The following is a 21243-nucleotide window of genomic DNA, read 5'->3' on the forward strand; positions in this document are numbered from 1 at the left end:
GATACCGAACATGTTCAATAAAATTTTGATCGCCAACCGTGGCGAAATTGCCTGCCGAGTGATCGCCACCGCCAAGAAAATGGGCATACAAACCGTGGCCGTTTATTCTGAAGCTGACAAACTGTCTCGCCATGTGCAATTGGCCGATGAGTCTGTCCTGATTGGGCCAGCGGCTTCGCGTGAGTCTTATTTGGTGGCTGAAAAAATCATCGCGGCGGCCAAATCCACTGGCGCCCAAGCCATTCACCCGGGTTATGGTTTCCTCAGTGAGAACGAAGCATTTGCCAAGCGGTGTGAAGACGAGGGTTTGGTTTTTATCGGACCCAAACACCATGCCATTGCGGCCATGGGCGACAAAATTGCCTCAAAAAAGTTGGCAAAGAAAGCGCAGGTCAACACCATACCCGGCCACAACGAAGCGATTGAAAGCCCTGAAGATGCGGTGAAAATTGCCCAATCAATTGGCTACCCGGTAATGATCAAAGCCTCTGCTGGCGGTGGTGGCAAGGGCTTGCGCGTGGCTTTCAATGACAAAGAAACCCACGAGGGTTTTACTTCTTGTCGCAATGAGGCCCGCAACAGCTTTGGCGATGACCGCGTGTTCATCGAAAAATTTGTGGAAGAACCGCGCCACATTGAAATTCAAGTGCTGGGTGACGCGCATGGTCATGTCATTTATCTCAATGAACGCGAATGCTCCATCCAGCGTCGGCACCAAAAGGTGATTGAAGAAGCGCCATCACCTTTTATCAGTGAAGAAACCAGGGCGGCCATGGGTGCTCAGGCCGTTGCTTTGGCCAAAGCCGTTCAGTATCAAAGCGCTGGAACGGTTGAGTTTGTCGTTGGCAAGGACCAGAGCTTTTACTTTTTGGAGATGAATACCCGGCTCCAAGTCGAACACCCGGTGACCGAATGCATCACCGGCTTGGATCTGGTCGAGTGGATGATTCGAATCGCGGCCGGAGAAAAGCTGAGCTTGCAGCAATCGGAAGTTCAACGCAATGGTTGGGCCATCGAATGCCGCATCAATGCCGAAGACCCTTTCCGAAACTTTCTGCCATCCACAGGGCGACTGGTGCGATTCCGCCCGCCTGCCCAGACCATGTTCCAAGCCAACCCAGAACAACTCATGGGTGTGCGCGTTGACACAGGGGTCATGGAGGGCGGGGAAATTCCCATGTTCTATGACTCGATGATTGCCAAGCTCATTGTTCATGGGCGCGACAGGGCCGACGCGATTTCAAAAATGCGAAATGCATTGAATGGCTTTGTGATCCGAGGGGTCAGTTCCAATATTCCTTTTCAATCGGCATTGCTGGCACACCCCGACTTCATGTCGGGTGAGTTCAACACGGGATTCATTGCCCAACACTATTCCCACGGTTTTCGCTCCGAAGATGTAAACCATTCAGATGCAGACTTCTTGATCGCTTTGGCATCTTTTGTGCGGCGCAAGTCCCGCGAACGTGCTGCGGGTTTGAGTGGGCAGTTGCCTGGCTACGATGTCAAAGTGGGCCAACAATACACGGTCATCACATTGGATGCCCAGGGCGAGCACAGCCACACCCAGGTGGAGGTGGATGACTCGGGTGGGCGCCATGACACGGCGGTCATCAAGGTGAATGGCAAAAATTACGCCATTGAAAGCCACTCGCGTTTGAATGATGTGGCCATTCATGGCACTGTCAACGGGCTGCCATTCACCGCACAGGTTGAACGGGGATCCACCCAAAATCCTTTGTGCTTAAAGGTGCAACACAATGGTGCCTGCATTGAGGTGTTGGTGATATCACCGCGCATGGCAGAGCTTCACCGCATGATGCCTTTCAAAGCACCGCCAGATTTGAGCCGTTTTGTGTTGTCACCGATGCCGGGTTTGCTGGTCGAGGTCGCCGTTCAAGCGGGCCAAAAAGTCATGGCCGGTGAGCGTGTGGCCGTGATTGAAGCGATGAAGATGGAGAACGTTTTGTTTGCAACGCAAGACGGCATTGTGAAAAGCGTGGTGGCTGGAAAAGGTGAGTCCTTGACCGTTGACCAAGTTATTTTGGAATTCGAATCATGACCACCCCTCAGATGCGACCTTTCAAGGTGTTGGGAGTTCAACAAATTGCCATCGGGGGATTGGACAAACATCGGTTGCGTCAACTGTGGGTGGACAAACTGGGTTTGGCGTTGACCGGGCAATTTGTGAGTGAAAGCGAAAACGTGGACGAAGACATTTGCGCCATGGGAGAAGGCCCATTCAAGGTGGAGGTTGATCTCATGCAACCGTTCAATGTTGATAAAAAGCCAGCTGTGCATGCCACGCCCTTGAACCATGTGGGACTTTGGATTGATGACCTGGCCTCGGCAGTGCAATGGCTCACCGCGCAAGGTGTGCGCATGGCACCAGGAGGCATCCGCAAAGGTGCTGCAGGTTATGACATTTGTTTTTTGCACCCCAAAGCCAATGAAGAATTTCCCATTGCGGGTGAGGGCGTGTTGATCGAATTGGTGCAAGCCCCGCCAGAGGTGGTCAAAGCATTTTCGGCCATTGCCGCACAAAGTCACTGAGGTTGGTCATGCTCCATTTGCCAGATTTTGAAGACATGGGCGCGTTCGTGGCTTTGCGTCGTGATATCCATGCCCACCCTGAATTGGGTTTTGAAGAGCACAGAACCGCAGCTTTGGTGGCCGATCGATTGCGCCAATGGGGCATCGATGTGCACACCGGTGTCGCAGGAACAGGCGTGGTGGGTGTGTTGCGGAACGGCGATGGCCCGCGCAGCATTGGCTTGCGAGCCGACCTCGATGCCTTGCCCTTGCAAGAAGAAAACCATTTCGCCCATCGGTCCACCCACGATGGCCGGATGCATGCTTGTGGCCACGATGGCCACACCACCATGTTGCTTGCCGCGGCCTGGTATTTGTCAAAGCATCGCAATTTCAGTGGCACGGTGAATTTTATTTTTCAGCCGGCCGAAGAAATGGGCAAGGCGGGTGCCAAAAAGATGATTGAGGATGGCTTGTTCACCCGCTTTCCATGCGAAGCCGTGTTTGCGCTGCACAATTTTTCAATCGGCTCGGTGGGTACATTTGCGCTGAACCACGGTGCTTTGATGGCCTCCAGCAACACATGGCGGGTGGTGATCAAGGGCAGCGGCACCCATGCATCACTGCCCCACACGGGTACCGACCCGGTGGCGCCAACGATCGAACTGGCGCAGCAATTGCAAACGCTGATTCCCAAGGTGGTAGATCCACGTGAGCGGGCTTTATTGGCAGTGACCCAAATTCAAGGCTCTGGCGCACCCAATGTGATTCCAGACCAAGCTTGGGTGGGGGGGACTGTTCGCACCTTCTCCGAATCAGTGACCGATGTGATTGAAAAAACCATGCGTCAAATGGCCACAGGCATTGCGCAAGCCCATGGGTGCAGCGCAGAAATCAGCTTTGTGCGCGCTTCCCCGCCGGTGGTCAACCATGTGGCAGAGGCCAAGTTTGCCGCGCAGGTGATGCGCGAGGTGGTGGGTTCAGACGGGGTGGTCGAAAACTTCAATGCGGTGATGAGCGCCGAAGACTTTGCGCACATGCTCAAAGTCAAGCCAGGCTGTTATGCCTTCATCGGCAATGGCGAAGGCGCACACCGTTTGCCCGGTCATGGCGTGGGCCCTTGTCTGATTCACAATACCTCATATGATTTCAATGATGAAATCTTGCCAGTCGGCGCCACTTATTTCGCACTGTTGGCGCAGCGCTGGTTGGCCCAAAAATAAACCTGAAAGGACACTTATGAAACGCACTCCATTGGGCTGGCTTTTGTCAATCGCTGTATTGCTCTTGGGCTTGCACACCAACGCCTTTGCACAGCGTGTGATTCGCATCGTGGTTCCTTTTGGACCTGGGGCTGTACAAGACACGGTGGCGCGGACCTTCAGCAATGAGTTGGGGCAGTTGTTGGGTGCCACGGTGGTGATCGACAACCGTGCTGGCGCAGGTGGCACGATTGGCACCGCCTCTGTGGCCAAGTCCGCCCCAGATGGCAACACCCTGATCATGGCCGCAGCCAGCCACACCTTGGCGGGTCACATGTATGCAAAGCTTGGGTATGACCCGATCAAGGATTTTGCACCTGTCTCCATGTTGGGTTATTCGGGTTATGTGATTGCTGCCCCCGCATCCATGGGCGTCAGCAACTTGGCCGACTACATCCGACTGGTCAAGTCAAAGCCCAAACAGCTCAATTACGCTTCGGCAGGCAATGGAAGTGCCACCCATTTGGGCATGGCATCTTTTCTGGCCAAAGCAGGTTTGGAGATGCAGCACATTCCCATGAAATCCACCGGTGACGCCGTCAACGAGGTGCTGGCGGATCGGGTGCAAGGGGTGACTGGCGCTACCATTGGTTTGGTTGGTTTTCGCCAAGACTCTCGGGTCAAATTGTTGGCTTATACCGGGTCCAAGCGCTCTAAGTTCTTGCCTGATGTCCCCACGGTTTCGGAGTCTGGCTTGACCGGTTTTCGATTTGATTCTTGGTTTGGTTTGTTGGCGCCCGCTGGAACGCCCAAAGTTGAGATCGATAAGATCAACGCGGCATTTCAAAAAGCCATTGCCGATCCTGCCGTTCAGGACCGGTTGGCCCGAGTGGGCTTGGAGGTGAGCACCGCCAGTCCAGAGGAATTCTTGGCGATATTGCGCGCCGATTGGGAAAGCGCAGCAGCCATCGTCAAAGCTTCTGGTGCCAGGGTGGAGTGATTCATTGAAGTCCGCCTGCATTTGTCCATCTAGATGGATGGACGCCATGGCGCTTCGGGGCTCTCAATGGCGCGGTGTGGTTATCTGGCGCAGCCGTTAATTTTTATGCCCAATCGGCTTGGTCTTCAAGGTTTGGGCCCGTGCCAGCGCAGCTTGAACCATCATTTTTTTGCGGGCCGTTTTGTCAGCATCGCTGCTCGTGTCGTTGGCCTCGTTGGGTGGGGGCGCAAGAGCGACATTGTTCGGGTCTGAAACGAGGGCAGTGGGTGAGGAAGATGGCTGGGCCAAACGGTTTTGGTGCGCAGCATACCGATCGCGTGCATGCGTGGCTTCTTGGTCACTCCATGCTTGCCAACCAGTGCGGTCACCGCTGATATCTTCCATTTCAATGCAATCGACGGGGCAGACAGGCAGGCACAGCCCACATCCTGTGCAGTGTTGCTCGATCACCGCATGCATGCGTTTATGGCTGCCAAAAATGGCGTCTGTGGGGCACACAGGCAGGCATAAGGTGCAACCTATGCACCAACTTTCGTCGATCCACGCGACTTGGCGTGGAGCCTCCATGCCGTTGGCAGGATTGAGTTCGCAAACAGGTCGCCCCGTGATGGCGGCCAATCGTTCAATGCCAACTTGGCCGCCTGGGGGACATTGGTTGATTTCAGCGGCGCCTTCTGCAATGGCTTTGGCGTAATGCGCGCAATCAGGGTATCCGCAACGCGTGCATTGCGTTTGCGGCAATGCGGCCAATAGGCGGTCGCTCAGGCTCACGTGGTTTTGCGAGAGGCTCTGCCGGTTTTGGTCGGAACCAACTTTTTGCTGGGTGTGGGCTTGTTCTGTCCCACCACATGGTGGGCCAAGATGAAGTCGCGCACTTGAGGGAACACAATTTCTCTCCAACGACGGCCACTGAAAATGCCGTAGTGACCCGCACCCGGAACTTCCAGGTGTTTTTTGTGTTGGCTGACTATGCCCGTGCACAGTTGGTGGGCAGCTTGTGTTTGACCGGAACCCGAAATATCGTCAAGCTCTCCCTCAACGGTCAACAAGGCCGTGCCTTTGATGTCTTGCGGGCGAACACGTTCTGCTTCGCCGCTGGAATTGCGCACGTCCCAGGTGCCTTTCACCAGGGCAAAATCTTGAAAGACCGTGCGGATGGTTTCCAAGTAGTAGTCAGCATCCATGTCCAGAACGGCGTTGTATTCGTCGTAAAACTGCCGGTGCGATTCTGCGCTGGAGTTGTCGCCTTTGATGAGGTCTTTGAAGTAGTCGTAGTGGCTTTTCAGGTGCCGGTCAGGGTTCATGGCGACGAAGCCAGTGTGCTGCATGAATCCTGGATAAACACGCCGACCGGCGCCCGGGAAATTGGGCGGCACTCGAAAAATCACATTGTTTTCGAACCACTCAAAGCTTTTGTTCATGGCCAAATTGTTGACGGCCGTGGGCGATTTGCTGGCATCAATGGGCCCACCCATCATGGTCATGGATTTGGGTAGCTTTTCCCCTTGAGAAGCCATCAATGAGACAGCGGCCAATACGGGAACGGTGGGCTGACACACACTGATGACGTGGCAGTGTCCGTAATGCTTTTGCAAATGTTGAATGAATTCGCGGATGTAGTGAACGTAATCGTCCAGGTGAAATTCGCCCTCTGACAGGGGGACCAATCGAGCGTTTTTCCAGTCAGTGACATACACCTTGTGGTCTGCCAGCATGGTACGCACGGTGTCGCGCAACAAAGTGGCGTAGTGGCCAGAGAGGGGCGCCACGATCAGCACAACGGGCTGCACCTTGAGCCGATTCAGGGTGGCAGGGTCATCGCTGAAGCGCTTGAAACGGCGCAACTCGCAAAAAGGCTTGTCGATTTCAATGCGTTCGTGGATGGCAATTTCTTGATCACCAATGGCCACGGTGTTGATGCCGAACTGGGGTTTTTCGTAATCTTTACCCAGCCGATACATCAAGTCGTAGGTGGCGGAAATTCTTTGAGAAAACGGGTTTTGGCCCAGTGGCGAGATGGGGTTGCTATAAACCTTTGCGGCAGCCTGTGCAAAATCAGCGAACGGCTCCATCAGGGACCGTTGGGTTTCATAGATTTGATAAAGCATGGTGTTCCTGTTTGATGCAAAGCAATATAACAGTGGATTTTTAAGTAAATTGGGGTGATCGCACCAAAATGAGATGTCAAATCAAAGTACTTTGGCAATGCTTGCGCAGACGTGATCGATGTTTTTGCTGTTCAGGGCTGCGACGCACATGCGGCCTGTATCGGTTCCATAGACGCCGAACTCGCTGCGCAATCGAATCATTTGATCCTTAGACAAACCTGAATAGCTGAACATGCCAATTTGCTGGGTGATGAAGCTCATATCGCGTTGCACCCCAGCCGCTTTGAGGCCTTCGACCAGTTTTTGACGCATGTCTTTGATTCGAACGCGCATGCCAGCCAGCTCGCTTTCCCAAAGGCTGCGCCATTCTGGGGTGTTGAGCACGGCAGCCACAACCGATCCACCGTGGATGGGTGGGTTGGAATAGTTGGTGCGGATGGCAATTTTCAGTTGTGACAAAACTTTAGCGGCTTCATCAGCGGTTTCGCAGTGCACGGACAAGGCACCAACACGCTCACCGTAAAGGCTGAAACTTTTGGAAAAAGACGTCGCCACAAAAAAACTCAACCCCGCTTGGACAAACAAATCAACCACGGCTCCGTCCTCGGCAATGCCATGGCCAAAGCCTTGGTAGGCCATGTCCAAAAATGCGGTCAATCCGTTGGCTTTGACGGTTTCCACCACTTGCTGCCATTGGCTGGGTGTGATGTCATAGCCCGTGGGGTTGTGGCAGCAAGCGTGCAAAACAACAATGGAGCCAGCTTGCGCAGACGCCAAAGATGCAAGCATCTTGGGGAAGTTAACGCCCAGGGCCTGGGCGTCATAGTATGGGTAAGCCTGAACTTCGAACCCTGCTTGGGTGAACAGCGCTTTGTGGTTCTCCCAACTGGGGTCGCTGATCAAAACCTTGGCCTGCGGATTCAAGCGCTTGAGAAAATCGGCGCCCACTTTGAGTCCACCCGTGCCCCCCAGGCACTGTACGGTGGCCACGCGCTTGGCCAGTACCGATGGGGATTGCGCACCAAACACCAACGCTTGTACAGCGCTGTCATAGGCTGCAATACCGTCGATGGGTAAATAACCGCGAGCGCTGGGTTTTGCCATCATCGCTTGCTCGGCTTTTTGAACGCATGCCAGCAGGGGCAATTTGCCATTGTCATCATAATAAACACCAACGCCGAGGTTGACTTTTTTCGGGTTGCTGTCCGCCGCAAATTGTTCGTTCAGCCCCAAAATGGGGTCGCGGGGTGCCATTTCGACAGCAGAGAACATCGACATGAGGTGTCCTAGATGGGGTGATGTGGTTGAAGGTTGCGCAGACTGTTGTAGGCTACGTTGTTGTTGCCAATTTTAACGCTCACATGACCACACCCCTTGCCGTTGATACGCATCCACCTCAGGTGGGTGACATTGAAGGTCAATTTGTTCAATTTGCAGGCTCGCCTTTTGAGCTTTTTCAACCCTATTTGCCCGCAGGCGATCAACCGCAGGCAATTGATCAATTGGTCGCGGGGGTGAATGATGGTGAAGTTTTTCAAACCCTTTTGGGCGTGACGGGTTCTGGCAAAACTTTCACCATGGCCAATGTGATCGCGCGTCTGGGACGGCCTGCCATAGTTTTTGCCCCCAATAAAACACTGGCCGCACAGCTTTACAGTGAGTTTCGTGAGTTTTTTCCGCGCAACGCTGTGGAGTATTTCGTCAGTTATTACGACTATTACCAGCCTGAGGCCTATGTGCCCCAGCGTGACCTCTTCATTGAAAAAGACAGCGCCATCAATGAGCACATTGAGCAGCTGCGGCTGAGCTGCACCAAGAGTATTTTGGAGCGACGCGATGTGATTGTGGTGGCCACGGTCTCGGCCATTTACGGCATTGGCGAACCTGAAAGTTACCACCAAATGGTGATGACCTTGCGCAGCGGCGACAAGTTGGGCCAGCGAGAGGTGATCGGCCAATTGGTGCGGATGCAATATGAACGCAATGACATGGATTTTTCGCGGGGTTGCTTTCGCGTCAGGGGCGAGACCATTGATGTGTTTCCAGCTGAGCACAGTGAATTGGCGCTGAGGATCAGCTTATTCGACGATGAAATTGAATCTCTTGAATTGCTGGATCCCTTGACAGGGCGAGTGCGCCAAGCCGTGCCCAGGTTCACGGTTTATCCATCGAGTCACTATGTCACCCCTCGTGACAAAGTTCTGGCCGCCATTGAAACCATTAAATTAGAGTTGGCCCAGCGCTTGGGCGAATTGGTTGGCATGGGGAAATTGGTAGAGGCGCAGCGCCTGGAACAAAGAACCCGGTTTGACTTGGAAATGCTGACCGAAGTGGGTCACTGTAAAGGCATCGAAAACTACACCCGGCACTTGTCTGGCGCCAAACCGGGCGAGCCTCCCAGCACCTTGACCGACTACATGCCCAAAGACTCGGTGATGTTCTTGGATGAAAGCCATGTGCTCATGGGCCAATTTGGTGGCATGTACAACGGAGACCGTTCGCGCAAAACGACTTTGGTGGAGTATGGGTTTCGATTGCCCAGCGCCTTGGACAACCGCCCTTTGAAGTTGGAGGAGTTTGAAAAACGCATGCGCCAAGTTGTGTTTGTTTCAGCAACACCGGCGCAGTATGAAAAAGACCATGCCGGTCGTGTCGTGGAGCAATTGGTGCGTCCCACAGGGCTGGTAGACCCCGAAGTGGAGGTGCGACCTGCCACCCATCAAGTCGATGACGTGCTGCAAGAGATTCGCTTGCGTGTTGATTTGAAGGAGCGGGTGCTGATCACGACATTGACCAAGCGCATGGCCGAGCAGCTGACCGACTACCTCAGTGACAACGGTGTCAAGGTGCGCTATTTGCACAGCGATATTGATACGGTCGAGCGCGTGGAAATCTTGCGCGATCTTCGGTTGGGAACCTTTGATGTATTGGTGGGCATCAACTTGTTGCGAGAAGGCATTGATTTGCCGGAAGTCTCCTTGGTGGCCATCATGGATGCCGATAAAGAAGGGTTTTTAAGGTCAGAACGCAGCCTGATTCAAACCATTGGACGGGCAGCACGCAACATCAATGGGCGCGCCATTTTGTACGCTGACGTCATCACAGAGTCCATGAAAAAGGCCATTGGGGAGACCGAAAGACGTCGCGAAAAGCAAATCGCTACCAACTTGGCCGCAGGGATCACACCCAAGGGTGTTTTTAAACAGGTGCGCGATCTGATTGACGGGGTGCACAGCGATAAATCGTCAAAAGAGGCGCAGCGAGAGGAGTTGCTGCGTGCACAAGTCTTGGACATGGGCGAAAAAGACCTGGCCAAAGAGATCAAACGCCTGGAAAAAGCCATGCTGGAGCACGCCAAAAACCTTCAGTTCGAACAAGCCGCACAAGTTCGTGACCAACTCTCTCGCTTGAGAGAGCAGGTGCTGGGTGCCAGTGGCAAAGACACCTTGGCAAGAGACGACATCAAAGCCACCACTCTTTGAAGGCCTATTACCCGAGCAATTTGTTTGGTTATCGGTTATAGTTGACTTGTTTAGTCGACATAGCCCTAAGGAGCTTCACATGCGTCTCACCACCAAAGGTCGTTTTGCAGTTACCGCCATGATTGACCTGGCTTTGCGCCAGAACAATGGTCCTGTGACTTTGGCTGCCATCAGCCAGAGGCAACAAATTTCTTTGTCTTATTTGGAGCAGTTGTTCGGCAAACTGCGTCGCAATGAGCTGGTGGAATCTACCCGTGGCCCAGGGGGTGGGTATACCCTTGGCAGAAGGGCCGCTGAAATCACCGTTGCTGACATCATCGTTTCTGTGGATGAGCCAATTGATGCCACCCACTGTGGCGGCAAAGAGAATTGTCTGGGTGAGTCGGGGCGCTGTATGACCCATGACTTGTGGACCAGTTTGAACCAGCGCATGGTTGAGTTTTTAGATTCGGTCACCTTGCAAAAATTGGTTGATGACCAATTGGCCAAAGGTGTGCAAATCGAATCCAAGCCCATGATCAAAAGGGCCATATCCAGCTCGCCGGTGGTCAAGCCATTGCGGGTGAATGCGCCCAACTCGGTTTTTGCACTGGGCAATGTTTTTGCCAAAAGCTGATCCAAGTTTTACTTTTTACCTGATCTGAAACAAATTGCCGAAAATGGACGCCACGCCTCATTTCCCCGTGTACATGGATTACGCCGCCACAAATCCTGTGGATCCCCGTGTGGTTGATGCCATGATTCCTTGGTTGCGAGAGCATTTTGGCAACCCCGCTTCACGCAGCCATGCGTGGGGTTGGGAGGCCGAAGAAGCAGTTGAAAAAGCACGCCAATATGTGGCTGAATTGATTGGGGCTGACCCCAGGGAAATTGTGTGGACGTCCGGTGCAACCGAATCGAATAATTTGGCCATCAAGGGCGCGGCGCATTTTTACCAATCCCGCGGCAAGCATTTGATCACGGTCAAAACCGAGCACAAAGCCGTTTTAGACACCATGCGTGAGTTAGAGCGTCAAGGATTTGAGGTCACCTATCTCGATGTGCAAGAAGACGGCTTGCTCAGCATGGCTGCTCTAGAGGCGGCCGTTCGCAAAGACACCATCTTGATCAGCGTGATGTTTGTGAACAACGAAATTGGCGTGGTTCAGGATATTGCTGCCATTGGGGCCATGTGTCGAGCCAAAGGCATCGTTTTTCATGTGGACGCCGCACAGGCCACTGGAAAGGTTGATATCGATTTGCAGACTTTGCCGGTTGACCTCATGAGCCTGGCGTCGCACAAAACATATGGGCCCAAGGGCATCGGCGCGTTGTACGTTCGCCGCAAACCCCGTGTCCGACTTGAGGCCCAAATCCATGGGGGTGGGCATGAGAGAGGCATGAGAAGCGGCACCTTGCCCACCCATCAGTGTGTGGGCATGGGCGAGGCTTTTAGGTTGGCAAAGATCGAAATGGCTGACGATTTAAAGCGTACCAAGGTTTTGCACGACAGGCTTTTGGCCGGCTTACAAAATTTGGAGCAGGTCTTCGTCAATGGTCATCTGACCCAAAGGGTGCCGCACAACCTCAACATCAGCTTCAACTTTGTTGAAGGCGAGTCATTGATCATGGGCATCAAAGGCTTGGCCGTCTCTTCCGGATCGGCTTGTACCTCTGCCAGCCTAGAGCCCAGCTATGTTTTGCGTGCCTTGGGCCGCAGTGATGAGTTGGCCCATAGCAGCTTGCGCATCACCATTGGTCGTTACACCACAGAAGAAGAAATCGATTACGCCATTTCAACCATCAAGCACAACGTCAATAAGCTTCGTGAGCTCAGCCCCTTGTGGGAGATGCATCAAGACGGTATTGATATCAGCACCATTCAATGGGCTGCTCATTAAAAATTGAAAAGGTAACCCCATGGCTTATAGCGAAAAGGTCATTGACCATTACGAAAACCCGCGAAATGTGGGCTCCTTTGACAAGGGAGATGAATCCGTAGGTACCGGCATGGTCGGAGCACCTGCTTGCGGTGACGTCATGAAGCTGCAAATCAAAGTCAACCCAGAAACTGGGGTGATTGAAGACGCACGTTTCAAAACCTATGGCTGTGGTTCCGCCATCGCCTCGTCATCTTTGGTCACAGAGTGGGTCAAGGGAAAAACTTTGGACCAGGCTGCTGCCTTAAAGAACAGCGAAATAGCCCAGGAATTGGCGTTGCCCCCGGTCAAAATCCATTGCTCCATATTGGCTGAGGACGCGATCAAGGCGGCCGTTGAAGATTACAAAAAGAAACACATCAGCCTTGCCTGAGATGTGTCCCGTTTTTTGAACTGCGATCATCAATCATCATGTCTGTTTCTTTGACCCCAGCGGCTGCTCGCCACGTGAACAAATATTTGTCCAAGCGGGGCAAAGGCTTGGGTGTCCGACTGGGTGTGAAAACCACGGGCTGTTCTGGCTTGGCGTACAAGCTGGAATACGTGGACGATATGACACCAGAAGACATCGTCTTTGAGGCGATGGGTGTGAAGATTTTGATTGATCCCAAAAGCTTGGCATACATCGATGGCACCGAACTCGACTTTGTTCGAGAGGGCCTCAATGAGGGGTTCAAGTTCAACAACCCCAACGAGCGTGACCGTTGCGGCTGTGGTGAGTCATTCCGGATCTGAGGTGACCGCGCCAGACAAATTTCAGGCACCAAATCTGGCTGCCAATGACTTTGCCTTGTTTCAATTACCCCAGCAGTACGCCATAAATTTGCTGGCGTTGGAGCAGAGCTGGAAAGCCTTGCAACGGCATGCTCACCCGGATATGCATGCCCAAGCCGATGCATCTGCACAAAGGCTGTCCATGCAATGGTCTGTCCGGATCAACGAAGCCTATCAACGGTTAAAAAACCCCATTAAACGTGCCGCCTATTTGTGTGAACTGCAAGGCGTACCTATTTCTGCTGAAACCAATACAGCCATGCCCACGGATTTCTTGGTACAGCAAATCACTTGGCGCGAAGCCCTGGACACGGCAGCCAGCCCGGCCGAAATGGATGGGCTTCTGACCGAGGTCAAGGCATACCGAGATTCCTTGCTTGCAGAATGTGAGCGGTTTTTAGACGTGATCTGCGATGCACATAAGGCTGCCATGTCTGTCAGGGCTTTGATGTTTGTGGATCGATTTATTCAAGCTGTCGTGCTGCAATTGGACCGATTAGAGAGTGCATAGTGCACCAAATTCATGGCCTTATTACAAATCTCTGAACCTGGTCAAGCGCCAGACCCCCACCAAAGGCGAATTGCCGTCGGAATCGACTTGGGAACCACCCACTCCTTGGTTGCATCCGTCAGGCATGGTGTGCCCGAGTGTTTACCAGATGAGCAAGGTCGAGTTGTATTGCCCTCTGTTGTTCGGTATTTGCAGGGTGGTACGCGCCAAATTGGTTTTTTAGCGCAAGACAACCAAACCCAAGATGCCCCCAATACCTTGGCTTCGTTCAAGCGCTTTATGGGCCGTGGACTGAAAGACATTCCTAATCACGCACAACTTCCCTATCGATTTGAAGACGCACCTGGAATGCTTCAAATTCACACTTCGGATGGTTTGAAGTCGCCCGTGGAGATCAGTGCCGAAATTTTGGCCACCCTTCGGTACCGTGCCGAAGACAGCTTTGATGATGATTTGTTCGGGGCGGTGATCACGGTGCCTGCTTACTTTGACGATGCCCAACGACAAGCCACCAAAGATGCGGCTCAACTGGCTGGGCTACATGTATTGCGACTCATCAATGAACCCACTGCCGCCGCTATTGCATATGGGCTCGACCAAGGCAGTGAGGGGATTTACGCCGTCTACGACTTGGGCGGTGGTACCTTTGATATCTCCATATTGCGCCTTCAAGCTGGTGTGTTCGAAGTGCTTGCCACAGGGGGGGATTCTGCCCTTGGGGGGGATGACTACGACAACATGCTGGTGGAAGCGCTGTTACAAAAGTTTGGCGTCAAGCCGACATCGCCACAAGAAAAAGCCCAACTTCAATTTGCAGCTCGCGCATGCAAAGAGCACTTATCTGCTGCGCAAGAAAGCCGGTTTTGTGTGAATTTGTCTGCTGGTGCCATAGATGTACTTGTCAGCCGCTTTGAGTTTGATCAATGGACCTTTTCATTGACCCAGCGGACCATTGCGGCCGTGCGCAAAGCTTTGCGTGATGCAGATTTGGAAAAGAATGATGTTCAAGGTGTGGTGATGGTGGGGGGATCCACGCGCATGCCACAAATTCAAACTGCAGTGGCGGAGTTTTTTCAAAAGCCGCCTTTGAACAACCTCAATCCTGATGAAGTGGTTGCTTTGGGGGCGGCCATCCAAGCCAATCAGTTGGCGGGCAACAACCCAGATGGAGAGATTTTGTTGTTGGACGTGATTCCATTGTCCTTGGGGCTGGAAACCATGGGGGGCTTGGTCGAGCGCATCGTTCCGCGCAACCAAACCATACCCACAGCCATGGCCCAAAACTTCACAACCTATCAAGATGGCCAAACGGCACTGGCCTTGCATGTGGTGCAGGGCGAGCGAGACTTGGTGGCAGATTGCCGCAGTTTGGCGCGATTTGAGTTGAGGGGCATCCCCCCCATGGCGGCCGGTGCTGCTCGCATCCGTGTGACATTCACAGTGGACGCGGATGGTTTGCTACAAGTCAGCGCCCAAGAAATGATCAGCGGTGTACAAGCCCACATCGACGTCAAACCCAGTTACGGTTTGAATGACCAAGACATCGCCCGAATGTTGCAAGCGGGCTTTGCAACGGCACAAGAAGACATGGCTGCGCGTGCATTGGCCGAGGCCCGGTTGGATGCGGATCGAATCTGTTTGGCCACCCGCAGTGCGCTACAAGCCGATGGCCATTGGCTAGACACGAATTACCGCGCGTCGATTGAAAAAGCCATTGACGAATTGATCATTGCCAAAGCTGCCCATGACCCATCCATCATTGAGGCTGCCACGAAAGCCTTGTCCAATGCCACAGAATCTTTTGCCGCACAAAGAATGAATCGCGGTATACAACAGGCCCTGGCCGGTAAAAACATAGAAAGCATTTGATGCCCATCATCAAAATTTTGCCCCACGCTGAATATTGTCCGACGGGTGCTGCGCTCAACTCTCCCGTTGGCAACACCATTTGTGAAACACTTTTGGAAAATCAGATCAACATTGAGCACGCTTGTGACATGAGTTGTGCCTGCACCACTTGCCACGTGATCGTGCATGAGGGCTATACAAGCCTCAATGCCCTAGAAGAAACCGAAGAAGATTTGCTTGATCGCGCTTGGGGCTTGCATCCCAACTCACGCCTGAGTTGTCAAGCCATTGTGGCCCTGCAAGACTTGGTGATTGAAATACCAAAATACTCGATCAATCACGCCAAAGAAAACCACTGAAATGCGACAGATAGTTTTAGACACAGAAACCACGGGCCTTTCTGCTGAAAATGGCGATCGGATCATCGAAATCGGATGCGTGGAATTGCTGGGCAGAAAAATCACTGGCAATCATTTTCACCACTATCTCAATCCACAAAGAGACAGTCACGAAGACGCGTTGAAAGTGCACGGAATCAGCAATGAGTTTTTGCGCGATAAGCCTGAATTTTCTGTCATCGCATCTGATTTTTTAAACTTCATTGCAGGTGCGGAAATCATCATCCACAACGCCTCTTTTGATATTGGGTTTCTCAACAAAGAGCTAGAGCGTTTGAACTTAGGGCGCTTGACGGAGCATGTGGCGGGGGTCACAGACACCTTGTCGATGGCCAAGGAAATGTTTCCTGGCAAGCGAAATTCACTGGATGCACTTTGCGATCGATTGGGTGTGAACAACGCAGAGCGAACATTGCACGGCGCTCTGTTGGACGCTGAGCTCTTGGCCGATGTCTATATTTGTTTGACGCGTGGACAAAACGCACTGTTGATCCAGGAAGATTCTCAAGATCAGGTTCACCATGAAAACGCTGACATTGACTTGTCTCAATTTGATCTGCCTGTGATTTCTTCAACTGAGCAAGAAATCACAGAGCATTCAAATGCCATGGCCACGCTGTCTAAGTCCAGTGGCGGCCACGTGGTCTGGTAATCCACATCTCCCTGAGCACACGGATATCAAGCGCCTTAAATTTCGACGGAGCGAATCGATTTTCAGGTCAAATTTATGTCAAAATGCCGCCTTGAAATTTGGATTTCGCGTGGTTAGCTCAGTGGTAGAGCATCGCCTTCACACGGCGGGGGTCGGGGGTTCGAAACCCTCACCACGCACCAAAAATTTCCCTTTATCTTCAACAACTTAAGCACTTTTATTGGCGCTTTACTTTAAGAAATTTGTAGTATACCGGTCCCATACTACATTTCATAGATTTTTCAATGTGTTTTCATAGATTTCTCGATCAGAAATCTATCTAATTTTTATCTCGCGTGTGTGTGGTGAGCTGCCCTTTGCGTGCAAGCCCTACAAGCGTTGATCTCATGTGCCAGCTACTTTGCCCAGCCCTGGTGTGGAAAAGTGTGCTGTAGGGCTTTTTAAACGCCCGCGTGCAGGGCTAGAAAGTTGTGAGGCTCAAGCGGGCTTGCAGTCAGCGCACATGAACATGCTTTGATTGAGCACGCGTCTGAAGCTGCCCAGTGCACGCGGCTTGTGCAATCCGCATTTGTAGCAACTCATGCTGGCGCCAGTACCAGAGGCTGCAAATGGACTGCCACCTTCTTTGGATTTGTACCTGAGGCCATCGCCAGAAATTTTTGTGGTTTCGTCTTTGCTCATGCAGGCATTCTATTGAGCAAGCCTAGATTGCGGCGATCATTCCCAAGGCCTGGGTCTGCGCTTGCTCTGCAGTTCACCCACGTTCATCTCACCCTGCAAGGGAGCAGCGTAAAAGCGGTCAATCATCTCAGGACTGGTGCGAGCATTTCGTGCCAGGGTCAAGGTGTCCACCGTTCTGCCAAACATCAGCCGGAACATGATGCTGCTGTGGCGCAGACTGTAAAGACTGCGTGGCTCACCCACATTGCCAATCTTCAGTTGTGTGATGTCAAGTATTGAGTCAAATTGTTTGGCCAGCAACTTCATGGCATGGTCTCTGGTGGATGCCAGGGGCATGAACACAAAGTCATCTGGCTGAACGGCTCTGCCAAATTCAAGCTCTTGGCGACGGCAAATGCGCTCATACACCTTCACAGCCCAGGGCATGGTGGTAATTGGATAGCTGTGGCCCTTGCTGGGGGGTAGGGTCAGCCGCAAATAGGTCCATTCGCGTCTGACAATCTCCACATGCTTGTGCTGCATGTTGCGAACATCAGTGGGGCGGATGTAGCTGTTGACCATGAACACAATGAGATCGGCCAAGTCTCGCGTGATGTCATAGCTTTTGATCAAACGGTCACCTGGGCTGTGCTTTTCCCCTGAGAGGCAGAAGTAATTGCCCTCACCATCACTTTTCACACGCCACTCAATGCGCTTGCCAGCAAACTTTTTGGCGGCTCTGAACAGCTGCTTGTACTCGCCCACATTGAACCAGCCCCGAGGCTTGTCTTCCACGCCCACCTTGGGAAACTCCGGCAGGTGCTGCAAAAAGCTGTGCCTGGCACCATGTTGAAGCACCTTGCGCACCAGCCCCATGTAGGCGCTCAGAGTTGAAATGCTCAACTTGGGTTCAAGACTGGACATTTTCTGCAGGTACTCATCCAACAGCTTGTAGTTGATGCTCAACACATCCGTCTGACCAAAGAACGGCAGGATGTGCTTGTCCATCCTCAGCTGCAGGTTCATGTAACTGGTCTTGGACAGCTGCATGCGATTGAGCTTGGCCAGTTCAGTGTCCATCAGCATCTTGGCCACCTTGGCAAAAGACACCACCTCTGCTGCGTTCACATCAATGGGCAAGCCCTCAAACGTTCCGCCATGCATGCGCAGGTTGATGTCATCGTAAAAGCGCTTGGCAGCTTCCAGTGCATCACGCTTGTTTTCTGTCTTGGTGGTGCGCTTGAAGATGTGCTTTTCAGCGTAGTAGCGTACCCACCAGTAGCTTGAGGCTGGGATTTTGAAGATCACCAACTTTCTGGGGTAGCCAGGAATCCGTGTGATGGTGTCCTGTAGCGGGACAGATCTGTGGCGCTGATGGGAGTCGGGTTCTAGTGCTCGGGCCATGGCTTTCACTCGCAATGTTCTACATAGTGTGTTTTCTGAGAAGCAGGGCAGTCAACCGAAAGCTGGCTGGACTGTGGCTTTTAGACGATCTGCACAATCGATCGAATGGTCAGGCAGTTGCTGTTTGCTCTGCAGGTTCATCTGCACTGCTCTGGGAGGTTTGACCTGTCCAATAGTGCTTGTCATGCCAATCACGGAGATCTGATAAGGTTTTATCGATCGCTTGTGTGCCATATCTTTCTGTCATTGCTTTTAAACAGTCAACATCAAAGTTTTCGATCACAGTGTCTTGAATGCCACTTTCCAGGAGTTCTTCTTTGTGTTTTTCAACTTTTTCGGGCCATCTTTTGACTTCATCAAACAAGTGCCTGGCATGGTGATAGTTGTGCAATCGCTTGCTTAATTTTGTAAAGTCGTTGTTCTCTACGTAGAAAGATCCACTGCATATTTTTGAGTACTTCAAAATAAAAAAACTGTTGGGTTGAATTCTTTCTGCAGTGAAGTAAAAGTGTGAAATCGGAATCGTTGCCCAATAGCCAGGACCTTCCTCGCCAGTGTCTGGACTTAAACAATATTTCAATCTACCAAGAGAACGGATGTAATTTCTGTGATGACCGTGTGCTTTGTAGCAACTGAAATCCTCAGTACCCAGCAGACGAACGATCTCTTTGCGCTTGGGCAGCTCGCCTTCGTCCTTCACATGCCAAAGCAAGATTGAGCCTTTGGTAATTTTTTCGAAAAGATTTGACATGACATTCGCTTCCATAAATTCCCTAAACCCGAAGGTTTAGGGGGGAGGGGGATTGCTTGGTTTAAGCGGGTTGATTAATCGTCACGCCGCCAATGGTTTGGGTCTGGGGCGCATTGAGCATGGCCTCAGGTTGCACTGCACCGTTCACTGCAGGCATGCCACTGGGTTGATAGCCCTTGTCGCCAGGCTTCATGCCCCAGCCAGAGGTGATGCCCAGTTTTTCGCGCAAGACGTCAAGCTTTTGTTGCATGGCTTCCAGGTCATCTGGCATGCTGGCCTCGGCCACCAGGTTCAAGATCTGCGACTCCATGGATTCGTTCAGCTTGAAGAACCTGACCACGCGGCGCTCTTGGCCAATGGGGTTCACGCAAACCGCAAACTCAAAGCTGCCTTGCTTTTTGCCCTCAACCACGGTGTTGAGCACAAACTGGTCATCCACATGCACCACGGTTTGGCTTGACTTGGCATTGGCCAAAAGAATTTTGCGCAGCATCTGCGTCTTGGCTTCCTTGTGATCCTTGACGTTTTTGGCTGCTTCGGCCTCGTCCCTGGTGGCTGTGATCTTGCCAATGCCGCCACGGTCTTTGATGTAGTTGGGCAGCTCTTGGGCCGTGAGGTTTTCATCATGCGCCACCTGTAGTACTTTGGAGTACGAGTAGGCGGTCTGACGATCCGTTGGCAGGATGAAGCGCAGCACCGTGGTGATCCAAGGCGTGTTGGCCTGGGTCTTGATCTCATGCTCTTCCTCCAAGCGCTCACGCATGCGCTGAAGGATGTGATCCCGCAGGGGTGACTCGTTGATCTGCAGGGCATAACTGTAGATGGCACCCAAGAGGGCATAAAGCTCCTTGGTACCCCTCACAACGTATGTTTCCACATACTGGTCGTTCATCTTGGACAGGTTCTGGGCCTGCCCCAAAACCATGTCCACCTGAGCGTCGTTGGCGCTCTTGTCACTGGGTCGGCGGCTATCGGAACCGCCAAGGGCGCGGTTCATAAGTAGGCCAAAAGCAAACTCATCCACAGCTGGAACCGCTGGGGCAGGGCTGGGTGGAACCCCATGAAAGGCAATGGTTTGGACGGACTCTTGATTCATAAAAACTCCTGTTGAAAAATAACTTTCGGGACCGTCGGCCAGGATGGACACGACAAGCACAGGTTAGTTTTCTGGCGTCGGAGGTTTTTCACTTTTTCGAGGGGGTACGAAAAAATGAAAGTTCAAAGGCTGGAATGGTGTAGGCAAGAAAAGCTGGTTTCCTTGATCGCTGGTGGGCTACTGAGGTCTGAGGTGACCGCGCCCTTTATCCACGGCACCTACCTGGAGCTTTGGTGGCGATGCCTTAAGTGTTCTAAAGAATTCACCCAAAGCGGCCGTACCGGCATATTCACCTCTGCCGGCGCATACAAGACCTTCTGCATGTTTGGCTCAATAGAAGACATGACGTTTCATGACTGGTGGCTGAGCAAGGGCCATGAGTTTTTTAGTCAAAGCATTACGACCTTGCAAGTCACGCTGTATGTGAAACGCAAGAACATCAATGCATTTGCAATTACCGTAGATGCATTTCAAGATGTATCAAGCCAGTTGGCCGGAAAAGAGTTTGGCTTTTGGCACGACCAGATCTGCCTGCTGAATGCAAAACAGGGGCTGCTGTCTGAGGCACCATTGTCCTGGCCAATTTTTCGCAGTCGAATTGGCTTGGAAGCGATCTCTCAGCTGTTGAGCATCATGGAAACTCATGACCAAATCGTTCGCAATGCGCCAAAAACATGTCTATGGCAGATAGGCGAACAGCTAAAACTCAACCCTAAGGCCATGCCTAAACATGATGACTTCCCTGCTGATGCGGCAGACAAGCACAAGGCCATGGGTCAGACTGTGAGCAACTACCTGAGAAAAGGGAATCGCCTTGTCAAAAATGCATGCAATGGCATATTCCCTAAATGCTGATCAAAATTAATTTTTTCTCCCGTCAACTACAACGTGGGGCATTCAAAAAGG

Annotated in this window: 21 protein-coding genes and 1 tRNA gene; 15 read left to right on the forward strand and 7 right to left on the reverse strand. The window is 52.3% G+C overall.

Annotated elements, in window-relative coordinates; all coding sequences use genetic code 11:
• Nucleotides 1–10 precede the first annotated feature (10 nt).
• The 4 genes from AC8GFZ_RS11795 to AC8GFZ_RS11810 are packed head-to-tail and all read left to right on the forward strand — an operon-like array spanning nucleotide 11 to nucleotide 4734.
• Complete coding sequence (locus AC8GFZ_RS11795; RefSeq protein WP_506645074.1) at nucleotides 11–2062, forward strand: acetyl-CoA carboxylase biotin carboxylase subunit; 2052 nt, start codon at nucleotides 11–13, stop codon at nucleotides 2060–2062.
• The gene (locus AC8GFZ_RS11800) at nucleotides 2059–2553 is read left to right on the forward strand and encodes a VOC family protein (protein WP_506645075.1); all 495 of its coding nucleotides are present in this window, start codon (nucleotides 2059–2061) and stop codon (nucleotides 2551–2553) included. The genes AC8GFZ_RS11795 and AC8GFZ_RS11800 overlap by 4 nt, the downstream gene beginning before the upstream one ends.
• Nucleotides 2554–2561: 8 nt before the next feature.
• On the forward strand, nucleotides 2562–3755 hold the full coding sequence (locus AC8GFZ_RS11805) for a M20 aminoacylase family protein (protein ID WP_506645076.1): 1194 nt from the start codon (nucleotides 2562–2564) through the stop codon (nucleotides 3753–3755).
• Between the two features lie 16 nt (nucleotides 3756–3771).
• Nucleotides 3772–4734 (forward strand): tripartite tricarboxylate transporter substrate binding protein, encoded by a 963-nt coding sequence (locus tag AC8GFZ_RS11810; RefSeq protein ID WP_506645077.1) that lies wholly within the window; start codon nucleotides 3772–3774, stop codon nucleotides 4732–4734.
• Between the two features lie 96 nt (nucleotides 4735–4830).
• Here the strand turns inward: AC8GFZ_RS11810 and AC8GFZ_RS11815 are convergent, their stop codons facing one another.
• From AC8GFZ_RS11815 to AC8GFZ_RS11825, 3 genes are all read right to left on the reverse strand, one after another.
• Nucleotides 4831–5505, reverse strand: a complete 675-nt coding sequence (locus AC8GFZ_RS11815; protein WP_506645078.1) for an RnfABCDGE type electron transport complex subunit B — start codon at nucleotides 5503–5505, stop codon at nucleotides 4831–4833.
• Nucleotides 5502–6842, reverse strand: a complete 1341-nt coding sequence (locus AC8GFZ_RS11820; RefSeq protein ID WP_506645079.1) for a polyhydroxyalkanoate depolymerase — start codon at nucleotides 6840–6842, stop codon at nucleotides 5502–5504. Before AC8GFZ_RS11820 ends, AC8GFZ_RS11815 begins: the two co-directional genes overlap by 4 nt.
• 81 nt (nucleotides 6843–6923) lie before the next feature.
• Nucleotides 6924–8120, reverse strand: coding sequence for an amino acid aminotransferase (locus tag AC8GFZ_RS11825; RefSeq protein WP_506645080.1), 1197 nt, complete (start codon nucleotides 8118–8120; stop codon nucleotides 6924–6926).
• Between the two features lie 83 nt (nucleotides 8121–8203).
• On the opposite strand from AC8GFZ_RS11825, the gene uvrB reads away from it, so the two are divergent.
• From uvrB to AC8GFZ_RS11875, 10 genes are all read left to right on the forward strand, one after another.
• On the forward strand, nucleotides 8204–10324 hold the full coding sequence (gene uvrB, locus AC8GFZ_RS11830; RefSeq protein ID WP_506645081.1) for an excinuclease ABC subunit UvrB: 2121 nt from the start codon (nucleotides 8204–8206) through the stop codon (nucleotides 10322–10324).
• Between the two features lie 79 nt (nucleotides 10325–10403).
• A complete protein-coding gene (iscR, locus tag AC8GFZ_RS11835; protein ID WP_506645121.1) occupies nucleotides 10404–10940 on the forward strand; it encodes a Fe-S cluster assembly transcriptional regulator IscR in 537 nt (178 codons plus the stop codon).
• Between the two features lie 43 nt (nucleotides 10941–10983).
• Complete coding sequence (locus AC8GFZ_RS11840) at nucleotides 10984–12204, forward strand: IscS subfamily cysteine desulfurase (protein WP_506645082.1); 1221 nt, start codon at nucleotides 10984–10986, stop codon at nucleotides 12202–12204.
• 19 nt (nucleotides 12205–12223) lie between these two features.
• The gene (gene iscU / locus AC8GFZ_RS11845; RefSeq protein WP_506645083.1) at nucleotides 12224–12616 is read left to right on the forward strand and encodes a Fe-S cluster assembly scaffold IscU; all 393 of its coding nucleotides are present in this window, start codon (nucleotides 12224–12226) and stop codon (nucleotides 12614–12616) included.
• A gap of 38 nt (nucleotides 12617–12654) precedes the next feature.
• Nucleotides 12655–12978 carry an iron-sulfur cluster assembly protein IscA gene (gene iscA, locus AC8GFZ_RS11850; protein ID WP_506645084.1) on the forward strand — a complete coding sequence of 108 codons (324 nt, stop codon included), beginning with the start codon at nucleotides 12655–12657 and terminating at the stop codon, nucleotides 12976–12978.
• 1 nt (nucleotide 12979) lies between these two features.
• Nucleotides 12980–13528 (forward strand): Fe-S protein assembly co-chaperone HscB, encoded by a 549-nt coding sequence (gene hscB / locus AC8GFZ_RS11855; RefSeq protein ID WP_506645085.1) that lies wholly within the window; start codon nucleotides 12980–12982, stop codon nucleotides 13526–13528.
• A gap of 12 nt (nucleotides 13529–13540) precedes the next feature.
• A complete protein-coding gene (hscA, locus tag AC8GFZ_RS11860) occupies nucleotides 13541–15397 on the forward strand; it encodes a Fe-S protein assembly chaperone HscA (RefSeq protein ID WP_506645086.1) in 1857 nt (618 codons plus the stop codon).
• Complete coding sequence (gene fdx, locus AC8GFZ_RS11865; RefSeq protein WP_506645087.1) at nucleotides 15397–15735, forward strand: ISC system 2Fe-2S type ferredoxin; 339 nt, start codon at nucleotides 15397–15399, stop codon at nucleotides 15733–15735. The genes hscA and fdx overlap by 1 nt, the downstream gene beginning before the upstream one ends.
• A 1-nt stretch (nucleotide 15736) precedes the next feature.
• A complete protein-coding gene (dnaQ, locus tag AC8GFZ_RS11870; RefSeq protein WP_506645122.1) occupies nucleotides 15737–16426 on the forward strand; it encodes a DNA polymerase III subunit epsilon in 690 nt (229 codons plus the stop codon).
• A gap of 107 nt (nucleotides 16427–16533) precedes the next feature.
• Nucleotides 16534–16608, forward strand: a tRNA-Val gene (locus AC8GFZ_RS11875).
• 295 nt (nucleotides 16609–16903) lie between these two features.
• Here the strand turns inward: AC8GFZ_RS11875 and AC8GFZ_RS11880 are convergent.
• The 4 genes from AC8GFZ_RS11880 to AC8GFZ_RS11895 all read right to left on the reverse strand — a co-directional run bounded on the left by AC8GFZ_RS11880 (nucleotide 16904) and on the right by AC8GFZ_RS11895 (nucleotide 20238).
• On the reverse strand, nucleotides 16904–17107 hold the full coding sequence (locus tag AC8GFZ_RS11880; RefSeq protein ID WP_506645088.1) for a hypothetical protein: 204 nt from the start codon (nucleotides 17105–17107) through the stop codon (nucleotides 16904–16906).
• Between the two features lie 36 nt (nucleotides 17108–17143).
• Nucleotides 17144–18394, reverse strand: a complete 1251-nt coding sequence (locus AC8GFZ_RS11885; protein WP_506645089.1) for a hypothetical protein — start codon at nucleotides 18392–18394, stop codon at nucleotides 17144–17146.
• Between the two features lie 205 nt (nucleotides 18395–18599).
• On the reverse strand, nucleotides 18600–19241 hold the full coding sequence (locus AC8GFZ_RS11890; RefSeq protein WP_506645090.1) for a hypothetical protein: 642 nt from the start codon (nucleotides 19239–19241) through the stop codon (nucleotides 18600–18602).
• A 61-nt stretch (nucleotides 19242–19302) separates the two neighbouring features.
• Complete coding sequence (locus AC8GFZ_RS11895) at nucleotides 19303–20238, reverse strand: hypothetical protein (protein ID WP_506645091.1); 936 nt, start codon at nucleotides 20236–20238, stop codon at nucleotides 19303–19305.
• A gap of 291 nt (nucleotides 20239–20529) precedes the next feature.
• Between AC8GFZ_RS11895 and AC8GFZ_RS11900 the strand changes: the two genes are divergently transcribed.
• Entirely contained in the window at nucleotides 20530–21192 is a 663-nt protein-coding gene (locus tag AC8GFZ_RS11900; RefSeq protein WP_506645092.1) for a hypothetical protein, read from the forward strand.
• Nucleotides 21193–21243 lie beyond the last annotated feature (51 nt).

It is taken from the genome of Limnohabitans rimovensis (SeqCode) (assembly GCF_965234775.1).
Lineage (GTDB): Bacteria > Pseudomonadota > Gammaproteobacteria > Burkholderiales > Burkholderiaceae_C > Limnohabitans > Limnohabitans rimovensis.

Coding starts and splice junctions, on each gene's coding strand:
- AC8GFZ_RS11795 (WP_506645074.1), top strand. CDS start 11: ATGTTCAATAAAATTTTGATCGCCAACCGTGGCGAAATTGCCTGCCGA.
- AC8GFZ_RS11800 (WP_506645075.1), top strand. CDS start 2,059: ATGACCACCCCTCAGATGCGACCTTTCAAGGTGTTGGGAGTTCAACAA.
- AC8GFZ_RS11805 (WP_506645076.1), top strand. CDS start 2,562: ATGCTCCATTTGCCAGATTTTGAAGACATGGGCGCGTTCGTGGCTTTG.
- AC8GFZ_RS11810 (WP_506645077.1), top strand. CDS start 3,772: ATGAAACGCACTCCATTGGGCTGGCTTTTGTCAATCGCTGTATTGCTC.
- AC8GFZ_RS11820 (WP_506645079.1), bottom strand. CDS start 6,842: ATGCTTTATCAAATCTATGAAACCCAACGGTCCCTGATGGAGCCGTTC.
- AC8GFZ_RS11825 (WP_506645080.1), bottom strand. CDS start 8,120: ATGTCGATGTTCTCTGCTGTCGAAATGGCACCCCGCGACCCCATTTTG.
- uvrB (WP_506645081.1), top strand. CDS start 8,204: ATGACCACACCCCTTGCCGTTGATACGCATCCACCTCAGGTGGGTGAC.
- iscR (WP_506645121.1), top strand. CDS start 10,404: ATGCGTCTCACCACCAAAGGTCGTTTTGCAGTTACCGCCATGATTGAC.
- AC8GFZ_RS11840 (WP_506645082.1), top strand. CDS start 10,984: ATGGACGCCACGCCTCATTTCCCCGTGTACATGGATTACGCCGCCACA.
- iscU (WP_506645083.1), top strand. CDS start 12,224: ATGGCTTATAGCGAAAAGGTCATTGACCATTACGAAAACCCGCGAAAT.
- iscA (WP_506645084.1), top strand. CDS start 12,655: ATGTCTGTTTCTTTGACCCCAGCGGCTGCTCGCCACGTGAACAAATAT.
- hscA (WP_506645086.1), top strand. CDS start 13,541: ATGGCCTTATTACAAATCTCTGAACCTGGTCAAGCGCCAGACCCCCAC.
- fdx (WP_506645087.1), top strand. CDS start 15,397: ATGCCCATCATCAAAATTTTGCCCCACGCTGAATATTGTCCGACGGGT.
- dnaQ (WP_506645122.1), top strand. CDS start 15,737: ATGCGACAGATAGTTTTAGACACAGAAACCACGGGCCTTTCTGCTGAA.
- AC8GFZ_RS11880 (WP_506645088.1), bottom strand. CDS start 17,107: ATGAGCAAAGACGAAACCACAAAAATTTCTGGCGATGGCCTCAGGTAC.
- AC8GFZ_RS11890 (WP_506645090.1), bottom strand. CDS start 19,241: ATGTCAAATCTTTTCGAAAAAATTACCAAAGGCTCAATCTTGCTTTGG.
- AC8GFZ_RS11895 (WP_506645091.1), bottom strand. CDS start 20,238: ATGAACCGCGCCCTTGGCGGTTCCGATAGCCGCCGACCCAGTGACAAG.